The sequence below is a fragment of the Streptomyces toxytricini genome, from assembly GCF_014649915.1.
In the GTDB taxonomy this organism is placed as follows: domain Bacteria; phylum Actinomycetota; class Actinomycetes; order Streptomycetales; family Streptomycetaceae; genus Streptomyces; species Streptomyces toxytricini.
The window spans coordinates 52,828-64,611 of the sequence record NZ_BMTY01000023.1 but is presented as its reverse complement, the minus strand read 5'-3'; the positions used below and the strand labels follow the sequence as shown (position 1 = coordinate 64,611).

General features: G+C 78.1%; 6 protein-coding genes. 4 read left to right on the top strand and 2 right to left on the bottom strand.

Going from position 1 to position 11,784, the window contains the following annotated elements:
- Positions 1–103 precede the first annotated feature (103 nt).
- Positions 104–931, top strand: coding sequence for a dienelactone hydrolase family protein (locus IE170_RS26160; protein ID WP_189811900.1), 828 nt, complete (start codon positions 104–106; stop codon positions 929–931).
- A 43-nt stretch (positions 932–974) separates the two neighbouring features.
- Here IE170_RS26160 and IE170_RS26155 read toward each other — a convergent pair whose 3' ends face one another.
- A complete protein-coding gene (locus IE170_RS26155; RefSeq protein ID WP_189811899.1) occupies positions 975–2,672 on the bottom strand; it encodes a WG repeat-containing protein in 1,698 nt (565 codons plus the stop codon).
- Between the two features lie 121 nt (positions 2,673–2,793).
- Between IE170_RS26155 and IE170_RS26150 the strand changes: the two genes are divergently transcribed.
- Positions 2,794–3,405 (top strand): nucleoside/nucleotide kinase family protein, encoded by a 612-nt coding sequence (locus IE170_RS26150; RefSeq protein WP_189811898.1) that lies wholly within the window; start codon positions 2,794–2,796, stop codon positions 3,403–3,405.
- 809 nt (positions 3,406–4,214) lie between these two features.
- Here IE170_RS26150 and IE170_RS33255 read toward each other — a convergent pair.
- Entirely contained in the window at positions 4,215–7,418 is a 3,204-nt protein-coding gene (locus tag IE170_RS33255) for an AfsR/SARP family transcriptional regulator (protein ID WP_189811897.1), read from the bottom strand.
- Positions 7,419–7,658: 240 nt separating this feature from the next.
- Here IE170_RS33255 and IE170_RS26140 point away from each other — a divergent pair, with 240 nt between their 5' ends.
- Both IE170_RS26140 and IE170_RS26135 read left to right on the top strand, forming a co-directional pair.
- Positions 7,659–10,820, top strand: a complete 3,162-nt coding sequence (locus IE170_RS26140) for an AfsR/SARP family transcriptional regulator (RefSeq protein ID WP_189811896.1) — start codon at positions 7,659–7,661, stop codon at positions 10,818–10,820.
- Between the two features lie 258 nt (positions 10,821–11,078).
- Positions 11,079–11,759, top strand: a complete 681-nt coding sequence (locus IE170_RS26135; protein ID WP_189811895.1) for a helix-turn-helix transcriptional regulator — start codon at positions 11,079–11,081, stop codon at positions 11,757–11,759.
- Positions 11,760–11,784 lie beyond the last annotated feature (25 nt).

Genomic DNA, 11,784 nt, shown 5'->3' with positions numbered 1-11,784 from the left:
GACCGCGGCATGCACCGGGCGCGGCCCCGGTCGGCGCCGCGGGCGGTGGGGGCGGGGATACTGCGGGGGCACCGCATCGCCCGCCTTCACCTGTGAGGTCATCTTGAGCGGAACAGCACCCGTCTCCACCCTCGACGGCTGGTGCCGGGACCGGTTCTCCCGGAACGGTACGGCCCACGACGTGTACGAGCGGGGCGAGGGGCCCGGCGTCGTCCTGATGCCGGAGCTGCCCGGCATCACCCCGGAGGTCCTCGGGCTCGCCCGGCACCTCGCCGACAGCGGGTTCACCGTGGCGGTGCCGTCGCTGTTCGGCACGCCCGGCGCCGCGCCGTCCGCGGCCCGGGCGGCGGCCGTCATCGGGCGCGCCTGCGTCTCCCGCGAGTTCCGGGCCCTCGCCCTGAACGCACGGCGGCCCCTCGCGGACTGGATACGCGCCCTGGCGCGGGACCTCGCCGCACGGACGCCGGGACCCGGCGTGGGCGTGGTCGGCCTGTGCTTCACGGGCGGTTTCGCGCTCGCCGCGGCCGTGGACGAATCGGTGCTCGCCGCGGTCGCCGGCCATCCGTCGCTGCCGCTGCCGCTGGGCGCCGCACGCCGCGCGGACGCGGGCCTGTCGGAAGAGGAGCTGCGGGACGTGGCCCGGCGCACGCGGGAGGACGGGCTGTGCGTCCTCGGGGCGCGGTTCACCGGGGACGGGCTGGTCCCCGGCGACCGTTTCGCGACGCTCCGCGCCCGGCTCGGCGACGCGTTCGAGTACATCGAACTGGACTCCGGGCCGGGCAACGCGGAAGGCTTCGGACGGAAGGCCCACTCGGTGCTGACGCGGGAGGTCCGGGAGGTGCAGGGGCATCCCGCGCTGGCCGCCCGAAAGCGGACCGTGGAGTTCCTACGGCGGCGCCTGGCCCCGCTCCCGGACCCGGGCAGCGCCTGACCCCGCCGCCGCCCGGCGGATCGCGCCGGGCGCGCTGGGCCGGTCAGGCGTCGACGGCCGCCAGCCACACCTGGAACTCGGTGTCGCCGTCGCCGATTTGGGCGTGGAACTGCAGGACCAGGTACCGGCCGGCGACCTCCCAGGTGGCGGACCACTCGCCGTCGCCGCTGCGCAGGCTGGTCCGCACACCGGAGAGGGGGTCGCCGAAGGCGGCGCGCAGCCGCTGTTCGAGGGTGCGGGTGATCTCGTCGAAGCAGGTCCGGGCGGCGTCGAGGAGGAAGGGGTACTCCGCGATCCATTCCGCGGCGAGCCACTTGGACGCGATCACGGCGAGGGCGCCGGCCCGGACGCGTTCCCTGTCGTACGCGTCGAGGTCGGACAGGTCGTACGCGTCGTCACCGCCGAAGATCAGCGAGCAGGGGAGGAAGGGGCGGGCGGGCTCCGCCAGCAGCTGCCGGGCGGCCTCGGCGGCGTCGCCGTCCCAGGCGTCGCCGTGGTCGATGCAGGAGCGGACGCTCCCGGAGAGCCAGGCCTCCGGCGACTCGAAGGTGCCGGCTGTCGCGCCGCCGCTCCAGACGGCCGCGCCGGAGGCGTCGCGGAGAGTGGCGGCGGCGCCGTCGGCGGCCGCCTCGGTGCGGCACACGTCGCGGCCCTCGCGGTCGACGTGGACCACCGCCCCGTCGGCCGTCAGGAACGCCGCCAGCCCGTGGCCCCCGTCGAAACCGGTGATCCAGCCGTCGTCGTCGGTGACGGGCTCCGGATGCGGGACGGCGGTGAACCGGCCGTCGGTGCGCAGCACGCCCCACGCGGGCGGCTCCGCGCGGCGGGCGACGCAGGCGCCGCCGGCGTCGAAGCGGTCTGCCCACTCGTACAAGGCCGGAACGGCCCACGCGCCGGCCGCGTCGCGGAATCCGCGCCTGTACCCGTCGCCGACCTTGACCAGGCCGCAGGACGGCGCGTCGTCCATCTCGTTCTCGCAGCGCAGCACGGCGTTCCCGCGGGGGTCCAGGTAGCCGGTGAAGAAGCCTTCGGCGGTGTCTGCGGAGGCGTAGGCGAGGCCGCTGTCGTCGAAGGCGTCCAGTCTGCGGTAGCGCGGTTCGACGACCCACTCCCCCGCCGTGTCGATCAGGCCCCACTCGGTGCCGACGAGGACGGGGGCCGTCCCGGCGGTGTTGAAGGGCCGCGCACCGTCGAAGCGGGCGGGCACGGCGAGCCGGCCGGCGCGGTCGACGTAGCCGCAGAGGCCGTCGGCGAGGCGGACGGCGCCCAGGCCGACGGGCCCGAACAGGCCTGCCTGGAGGTAGCGTCCGCCGATGGCGAGCGTGCCGTCCGGGGCGGCGTAGCCGACGCCGTCCGGGGTGCGGACGACGGCCAGCCCGTGCCGGAAGGGTCCGGCCTCGGTGAACCGGGCGGTGACGGCGGGGGTTCCGGCGGTGTCGGCGTAACCCCACAGCCCTTCGGCGAGGAACGGGGAGAACCCGGAGTCGTCGAAGTCGCCGGCGTGTTCCAGGTGCGGCGCGGCCCGCCAGGCGCCCTGCCCGTCGAGGTAGCCCCAGCGTCCGGCGAGGTCCGCGGCGGGGGCCGTCCATCCGCCGCGGCCGCCCGGGTGGAACCGGCCGACTGCGGCGAGTTCGGGCGGGCGGACGAGCCGGCCCCGCCGGTCGACGAGCGCGAGGCGCCGGCCGAAGGGCGCCGCGCCCTCGACGGGGACGGCGTACGGCGGGGGCGGGGCGGTGTGCATGGCGGGTCGGGTCCCTCGTTCGGGTGCGGGGCCGGGCAGGGGGCGGTTCGCCGCCAGGGTAGGCGGCGGCTCCGACGGTCCGGCCGGCCGGGGGCGGTACCGGCTCGGGCAGGATGGGGGGATGGACACGGCTGAGTTGGAGGGGCGGGCGCGGCGGCTCGCGGAGGCCGGCGGCCGGCGGATCCTGGGGATCGCCGGGGCGCCGGGCGCGGGGAAGTCCACGCTGGCCGCGCACCTGGCGGCGGCCCTCGGACCGGGCCTGGCGGCGGTGGTGCCGATGGACGGGTTCCACCTGGCGCAGGCCGAGTTGGAGCGGCTGGGCCGCGCCGACCGCAAGGGCGCGCCGGACACGTTCGACGCGGCCGGGTACGCGGCACTGCTGCGGCGGCTGAGGGACCCCGGGCCCTGCCCGGTGTACGCGCCGGCGTTCGACCGGTCGCTGGAGGAGCCGGTGGCCGGGAGCATCCCGGTCGGCCCGGCGGTGCCGCTGGTGATCACCGAGGGGAACTACCTGCTGTACGGGGAGGGCGCCTGGGCGGAGGTCCGGCCGCTCCTGGACGAAGTGTGGTTCCTCGCGCCGGAGGAGGGGCTGCGGGTGCGGCGGCTGGTGGCCCGTCACGTCCGGCACGGCAAGGCCGCGCAGCGGGCGCGGGAGTGGGTGGAGCGCTCGGACGAGGCGAACGCCCGGCTCATCGCCCCGGGGCGCGAACGCGCGGATCTCGTCGTGGAGTGAGGGCAGTGCGGTGCGGCGCCGCGGGCAGCGGGCTCTGCCCCCGCGTCCCTGGCGGGCCGCACACCGGCGGGCGTATCCGTAGAGGGCGGGGGAAACCCCGGCGCGGGGCGTACGGGCGGAGGTGGGGCCGCACGTACGCCGCGCGCCGGCGGGGCCGGGGGCCGGGTCGGCGGCAACCGGCCCCGTGCCCCGAACCACGGAACCGGCGACGGGGCCGGGGCCGGCGGCCCGGGCGCGGCAAACGCGGCCCGGCCGGACCCCGCGGGAGACGACGGCCGGGAAGAGGCCGGCAACCGGGCCGGCGGCACGGCATCCGCGGCTCGGCCGGAGCCGCCCGGCAGGGACGCAGAATCGGCGGTCCCGGACACGGGAACGGCGGCTCCGGCGAGGCCGGCGGCCCTGGCGGCCACCACGCGGCCAACGGGATCAGCACCCGGGGACACGGGCACCCCGGCTCGACCGGACCCGACGGTCCGGGACGCCGAGTCGGCTGCAGGGGACGGAACAGCGGCGCGGCTGCGTCGTCGGCACCGCGGGGCCGACGGCGTCGGCGCCCGAGGCGCGGCAACCTGCGCTCGATCGGAGCCACCCGTTGGTATCGCCGAGTCGGGCTGTCCGGGGGACGGGTCGGCGGCCTCGAGTGCGGCAACGGCGACGCGGGCGGAGCCTGCCCCGGGGAGGCGGCGTACCCGAGGCGGTGCGGCGTGGTCCCCCCGCCGCCCCGGGTCACCGTCGTCCCCGGGGCGTCCTCCTCCGGCCGTCAGGGGCGCCGGATCGCAGTCCGGGGCACGGGAAGGGGCTCCGGCGGGTCAGGCGCCCGGCGCGGGGTCGGGCGTGTCGGTGGGTTCGGGGGACGTGAGAGTCGCCAGGACGGTCCTGGCGTCGGCGGCCTCGGGGAGTGCGAGGGCGTCGAGGAGGCGTACGGCCTCCTCCAGGCGGGACGCGGCCGCCTCCCGGTCGCCGGCGGCGGCCAGGGCGGTGCCGAGCAGGCGGAGGGCGCGCGCCTCGGCCGCCCGCCAGCCGACCCGCCGGGCGGCTTCCACGGCCCGCTCGCCGCAGTCGGCCGCCTCCCGGGCGCGGTCCCCGGCGAGGAGGGCCGCGGTCTGCGACACCAGGTTCATCGCGGCGTAGACGGGATAGCCGTGGCGCACGCCCAGTGCGGCGCTCTCCCGGTGCAGGGTGACGGCCTCCTCGGTGCGGCCGGTGTGACGGGCGACGATGCCCTGGCTGTACAGGGCGTGCGCCTCGGCGTAGCGGTCGCCGCGGGCGCGGGCCGCGTCGAGGGCGGCCCGGGCGGCGGCGTCCGCGTCGGCGGCGCGGCCGGACCGCAGGAGCGCGCCGACGCTGTTGGAGAGGGCGTGGCCGACGCCCCACCCGTTGCCGCACCGCGTGCCGGTGTCGACGGCCTCCCGGTACAGCGCCCCGGCGGTCTCCCAGTCGGACAGGGCCTGCCGGACGAGTGCCCGGGTGGTGAGGATCTCGGTGAGGATGACGTCGTCGCCGCAGGTGCGGGCGGCCCGGTCGGCGTCCTGCAGGGCTCGGTCGGCCTCGTCGAGGCGGCCCAGCCGCATCAGCGCGGCCCCCAGCATGTGGCCGGTGCGGCCCGCCGCCCTTACGTCGCCGCGGGCCTGCGCGGTGCCGAGGATGCCGCGGGCGGGTGAGACGAGCGCGCCCCACAGGAAGGAGCCGTCGAGCAGCGGGTCGAGGGCGAGGACCGTGTCGGCGGCGGGGCCGACGGCCTCCGGGGCGGCTTGGACGGCCTGGACGGCGACGGCGAGGACGCAGGCGTGGTCGAAGGGCAGGCCGGCGGGGACGGGGGCTGCCGCGGGCGGCCGGGCGGGGGTGGCGAGGGGGTGGCCGGGGCGTTCGGCGGCGTAGGCGGAGCGGGCCCGTTCGCGGACGTGTGCGAGGAGCCGGAGCAGGGCGGCCGTGCGGTCGGCGGGCGTGTCGTCCTCGCGGGAGCGTGCGGCGGCGTACTCCCGCAGCAGGTCGTGGAGGCGGTGGACGCCGGGGGCCGGGGATTCCAGCAGGCCGAGCGCCGCGATCCGTTCGAGGTGCCCTTCCGCCTCGGCCTCGGCCATCCCGGCGAGGGCGGCCGCTCCGGCGGTGTCGAGGGCGGCCGCGCGCGGCAGCGACAGGAGCTGGAAGAGGCGGGCCTGTTCCGGGTCGAGGAGGTCGTAGCTGAGGCGGAAGCAGGCGTCGACGCCGTCCGCGCCGCCCTGACCGCCGGCCCGGCCGAGGAGCGCGGGGCGGGCGCCGTCGAGGAGGCGCACGTAGTCGGCAAGCGCCCAGGCGGGGCGGGTTGCGAGCCGGGAGCCGGCCAGGCGGAGGGCGAGCGGCAGGGCGCCGCAGCGGCCGACGAGGGCGAGGGCGGCGTCGGGTTCGGCGGCGATGCGGGCCTCGCCGACGATCCGGCCGAGCATGGCCAGGGCCTCCGCGTCCGGGAGCACGTCGAGGCGGAGGCGCAGGGAGGCGGGGAGGCCGGGCAGGGTGTGGCGGCTGGTGACGAGGACGGCGCAGGTCGGGGATCCGGGGAGGAGCGGTTCGACCTGGGCGGTGTCGCGGGCGTCGTCGAGGACGAGCAGCACCCGTCGTCCGGCGAGCCGGCTGCGGTAGAGGCCGGCCCGCTCCTCGGGGTCGTCGGGGACGGCGGCGCCGGCGACGCCGAGGGCGCGCAGGAAGGAGGCGAGGACGGCGCCGGGGTCGGCGGGGTCCTCGCGCACGCCGCGCAGGTTGGCGTAGAGCTGGCCGTCGGGGAAGTGGTCGCGCAGGCGCTGTGCGGCGTGCACGGCGAGGGTCGTCTTGCCGACGCCGCCGATCCCGCCGACGGCGGAGATCGCCACGCTGCGGAGGGGCGCACCGGCGGCGGGGCCCGGGGCAGGGGCGGGGGTGAGTGCGTCGACGATGGCCTGCTCGGGGCCGGTCCGCCCGGTGAAATCCACTGGCACGTAGGGGAGTTGGGCAGGAGGCGGCGGCACGTGGCGGGGGCCGCCCGAGGTGTCGCCGCCGGGAGGGGCGGTCGCGGCCTGCGCCGCGGGGGGCGCGGTCCGGGCCTGCGCGCCGGACACGGTGCAGACCTGCCCGGCGGGCGCGGTCCCGGCCTGTACGCCGGGCGCGGTCCCGGCCTGTACGCCGGGCGCGGTCCCGGCCTGTGCGCCGGGGGACGCGGACGCGGCGGCCTGCGCCGCGGGGGGTGCGGTCCAGCCGTGCGCGGGGGGTGCGGTCGCAGCCTGCGCGGGGGACGGGGTCGCGGATTGCGCCGCGGGCCGGCCGGCGGGCGGCGGGGCCGCCCCCGGTCGCGGCCCGGCCGTCCTGCCGTCGGCGGTACCGGTGGCGGGCGGGGCCGTACGGGCCTCGCGGCCGCGGCCGCTGCGTTCCAGGACGGTGTCGAGCAGGGCGCGCAGCCGGTCGTTGCGGGGGTGTTCCGCGCAGAGCCCTGTGAGTTCGCCGACGAGCCGTGCGTGCCGGCCGAGCAGGACGTCCAGTTCGATCCGCTCGACGAGCACTGACAGGCGCAGTTCGGCGAGGCGTTCGCGCTGGATGCGGGCCTGCGGCCCCGGCAGCCCGGCCAGCGGGGTCCCGCGCCACAGGGCCAGGCCCTCCGCGAGCCCGTCGCGGCCGGCGGCCGGGTTCCCGTCGGCCGCCGCGCCGCGGGCCTCGGCGACGAGGTCCTCGAAGCGGCACAGGTCCAACTCGCCGTGGCCGAGGCGCAGGCGGTAGCCCTGCCCGTGGGTGGTGATCCGGGCGCCGAGGATCCGGCGCAGCCGGTACACGTACGAGCGGACGGTGCCGACGGCGGTGTGCGGCGGCGCCTCGCCCCACAGCCCGTCGACCAATTCCCCCGTGCCGACGACCGTGTTGTGCCGGCACAGGAGCATGGCGAGCACCGCGCGCTGCTGCGGCGGGCCCAGCGGGAGGGTGAGGGCGCCTTGGTGCACCTGGACCGGTCCGAGCAGCGAGAAGGACGCCTCGGGATCCTGGGCGGCGGTGGCTGCGGGCAGCGCTTCGTTCACCGGATGCTCACCCAACTCCCCGCGCGTCCGCCCCTTGCGCCCAACAGGATGTACCGGCCATCCGGTATGGCAAGCCTACAGCGGCCCGTACGGCGCCCGAATCGGCCGCGCGCCGGCCGGATCGCGCCCGGCCGGTCCGGGGCGGGGCTCGCGACCTGCGAGGATCTTCCGTACCGGGGTGGGGCGCGGGCCGGTGGGGCCGGGGGCCGGCTGACCCGAGGACCGCAAGAGGGGGCCGTTGTGAGTGATCCGTCCGTGCTGCGCTTCTCCCTGCTCGGGCCGGTGCAGGCCGGCCGTGGCGGGGTGGACGTACCGTTGGGCCCGCCACAGCAGCGGCTGGTGCTGGCGATGCTGCTGGTGCGCCGGCCGGAGGTGGTGGGCCTGGACGAGCTGATCGACGGCATCTGGGGGGAAGCCAGCCCGCGCACGGCCGCGGGCACGGTCCGCTCGTACGTGTACCGGCTGCGGCGGGCGCTCGGGCCCTGCCTGGTGACGGAGGGCGGCGGTTACGCGCTGGACGCCCCGGACGGTGCGGTCGACCTGGCCGACTTCGAGGCGGAGGCCTCCCGGGGCCGGGAGTTGGTCGCCGCGGGCGACGCGGACGGCGGGGCGCGGCTGCTGGAGGCGGCGCTCGCCCGGTGGCGCGGGGTGCCGCTGGCCGGGCTGCCGGGGCCGTTCGCCCGGATCCAGCGGGAGCGGCTGACGGAGCTGCGGCTGTCGGTGCTGCTGGAGCGGGTGGAGGCGGACCTGGCGCGGGGGCGGCACGGGCGGCTGGTCCCGGAGCTGGGGGCGCTGTGCGCGGAGTACCCGTTGAACGGGCGGCTGCGGGCGCTGCGGGCCGAGGCGTTGGCGCGGGCGGGCCGGGGCGATGAGGCCGGGGCGGCGGCGCCCGGGGCGGGCGAGCGGGCGGCATCGGCGGAGGCGGGCGCGGTGGAAGCACCCGCCCGGCCGACACGGGTACCGGCGGTGGGACCCGCCGCGGCGGCGGCGCGGGAGCGGCCCGTGGCGGACTCCGGCCCCGCGGGCACCCCTGGGGGGCCGTCGGCGGCCCTTCCGGGGGCCCCGTCTGCGGCGGCGGAGGCGACGCGGACCGACACGGAGGACCCCGCGGCGATGGCCGTCCCCGGACCCGGCGCGGAGCGCCCCACGAGGGGCGCCCGGTACACATCCGCGCAGACTCCGGAGGCACGGCCCGCCGCAACACCCTCCGGCCTCCACCGCCCGGCGGCGAGCAGCGGCCGACGCCTCCGGGAAGCCGCTCCCCCGCTCCCGGCACCTGCCCAGCTCCCCTACGCCACAGTCGATTTCACGGGACGGGAAACAGCCACCCGGCGTCTCGTCGAGGCTCTCATCCCGGCGGCCGAGGATCCCGCCGCGGACTCCGGCGGCCCGCCGGCCGTGGTCGTCTCGGCGGTCGGCGGCATCGGGGGCGTCGGCAAGACCACGCTCGCGCTGCATGCCGCGCACCGCCTCAGGGCGCACTTCCGCGACGGGCAGCTCTACGCCAACCTCCGCGGCGTCCGCGAGGACCCTGCGCAGCCGGATGCGGTCCTTGCGGCGTTCCTCCGCGCCCTCGGCGTCGCGGACTCGGCGATCCCGGAGGGGGTGGAGGAACGCGCCGGCCTGTACCGGTCCCGGATGGCCGACAAGCGGATGCTGCTCGTCCTCGACGATGCGCGGGACGTCGGGCAGATCGAGCCGCTGCTGCCGGGCTCGTCCGCCTGCGCGGTCGTCGTGACCAGCCGGAACACCCTGGCCGGCCTGCCCGCGGCGCTCCGCCTGCGGCTGGACGTCCTGCCTGCGGGGGACGCCGTACGTCTGCTCGGCCGGATCGTCGGCCGGGAGCGGATCGAGGCGGAGCCCGCGGAGGCGGCGGCGCTGGCCGCACTGTGCGGCGGGCTGCCGCTCGCGCTGCGCATCGCCGGGTCCCGGCTGGCGACCCGGCCCGGCTGGTCCCTGGCGGCGTTCCGCGGGCTGCTGGAGGGGCGGCGGGCGCCGTTCTCCGCCGAGGCGGGCGGGGAGGACGGGGTGGAGGCGTGCTTCCGCCTCAGCTACGAGCTGCTGGACGCGGCCGAGGCCCGGCTGTTCCGGCTGCTGGCGCTGCCCGAGCAGGAGGACGCGGACGTCGCGGACGCGTCCGCCCTGGCCGGCATCGACCCGGCGCACGCCGAGGAGCTGCTGGAGCGGATGACGGAGCTCGGGCTGCTGGAGTCGCCGGCCCCGCAGCGCTACCGGTTCCACGACCTGCTGCGCGCGTTCGCGCGGGCCCGCTCGGCGGAGGAGGACGGCCCGGAGGGCGGCGCGGAGGCGCTGGTCCGGCTGGTCGACCACCACCTGGCGTCGGCACGCAACGCGTACGCCGTCGAACGCCCCGGCCACCCGGTGCCCGACATGCTCCACCCGACCCGCTCGCCGGGCACCGGGATGTCGGCGCCGGGCGAGGCGCACCGCGTCTTCGCGGGCCGGCACCAGTCCGTGCTGGCGGTGGCGGTGCAGACGGTCCGGGCCGATCCGTCCGCCGTCGACCTGGCCGCCGACCTGATCCTGGCCCTCGACCCCGTCCTGGACGGCACGTTCCTGTGGGCGGCGATGGTCGAGCCGGCCCGCGCCATCCTGCGGGCCGCGCGCGGCCAGGGCCGCAGGCGGGCGGCCGGCCGGCTCGGGTACATGCTCGGCGGGGGGCTGTACCAGCTCGGCCACACCGACGAGGCGGAGTCGGTCCTCGCCGCGGCCGCCGCCGATGCGCAGTCCTCCGGCGACGAGGCGGTGCTGACGGAGATACGGACCTGCCAGGCCCTGGTGTGGTACGCGCGGGGCGACCTGGAGCGCGCGCTGGAGCTGTACGGGCAGGCCGTCGCGGTCGGCGAGCGGTGCGGCAGCAGGTGGGGCGCGGAGAACGCCCGCGCCTGTTCGGCGCACACGCTCAGCAGCCTGGGCCGCCTCGCCGAAGCGGACGCGGCCGCGCGCAAGAGCCTGGCCTCGGCCCGGGCGGACGGCGACGCCTACCGCCTGTCGTACACGCTGTACGTCCTCGGGGGCGTCCTGCGGCAGTCGGGCCGCCCCGAGGAGGCGATCGCGTACCTGCGGGAGGGTGCCGCCCTGTCCGGGGCGGCCGGGTACGCCACGATCGAGCTGTTCTCCCAGTGGGAGGTGAGCCACTGCCACCTGGCCGCCGGCCGGCACCGCGAGGCGGTGGAATCCGGGGCGCGGGTGGCGGACGTGAGCCGCGAAAAGGGCTGGGCCCTGGCGGAGGCCCGCGCCCTGCAGGTCGTCGGGACGGCCCTGGCCGAGCTGGGTGACCGGGAGCGGGCGCGGGAGCGGCTGGAGCGGGCCGCCGGCCTCTTCGACCGGCTGCGCCCGGCCGAAGCGGCGCAGGTCCGCCGAATCCTGGCCGACCTGTAGCCCCCGCAACTCCCGGTGGTCGCGCGGGACTCCCGGCCCCGGCCGCCCGCCGGGCGGGGTCGTCGCGCACGTCCGGCGCCCTCCGGTGTCCGTACGGGCACGCGCGTGCCGGGCGCCCGTCCTGCCGGGCCGGTCCGCCCGTACACGGCGGTCGTGCCGGAACGGACCGCGCGGTCACCCATCGAACGTCGACGCGCTGTTGATCCGGCTCCCCCAGCCTGTCTCCGGCAGCACCCCCGTGGGAAGGAAAGGACACCCATGCCGGTTTCGACGAGCGACCGCATCACCGACCGCATCACCGTGGCGATCCACGCCGAGGACCCCCTCGGACGGGCAGGCGTCGTCAGCCATCTTCAGCGCCAGCCGGCGGTGGAGATCGTCCCGCCGGTCCGCGACCGCGAGGGCCGGCCGGCGGCCGCCGACGTGGCCGTGATGCTGATGGACCGGGTGGACGACCGGGCCGCGGCGGAACTTCGGCGCGTGCTGCGCGGAGGCGACCAGCGGGTCGTCCTGATCGCCCGCGAGCTGCGCGAACCGGAGCTGCTGACGGTCGTCGAGTACGGCGTACGGGCCATCCTGTGGCGGCACCAGGCCACGGAGGGCAGCCTGGCCAAGGCGGTCCGGCAGGCCGCGCACGGCGAGGGCGTCCTGCCGCCGGACCTGATCAGCCGGGTGCTCGGACAGGTGGGGCGGCTGCGCCGCTCCGAGACGGCGGCGGTCTGCTCGGGCACTGCCTCGGCGCCGCTGTTCGGCATGGCACCGCGCGAGACGGACGTGCTGCGGCTGATCGCCGAAGGCCTCGACACCCGGCAGATTTCGGACAAGCTCGCCTACTCCGAACGCACCGTCAAGAACATCCTGCACGGGCTGATGACCCGCCTCCAGCTCACCAACCGCGCCCACGCCGTCGCCTACGCGCTCCGCGAGGGCTACATCTAGGCGGCCTCCTCGCCCCCCGGCGCAC

Excerpts from the sequence above, each read along its gene's own strand:
- IE170_RS26150 (WP_189811898.1), top strand. The coding sequence starts at position 2,794 with ATGGACACGGCTGAGTTGGAGGGGCGGGCGCGGCGGCTCGCGGAGGCC.
- IE170_RS26135 (WP_189811895.1), top strand. The coding sequence starts at position 11,079 with ATGCCGGTTTCGACGAGCGACCGCATCACCGACCGCATCACCGTGGCG.
- IE170_RS26155 (WP_189811899.1), bottom strand. The coding sequence starts at position 2,672 with ATGCACACCGCCCCGCCCCCGCCGTACGCCGTCCCCGTCGAGGGCGCG.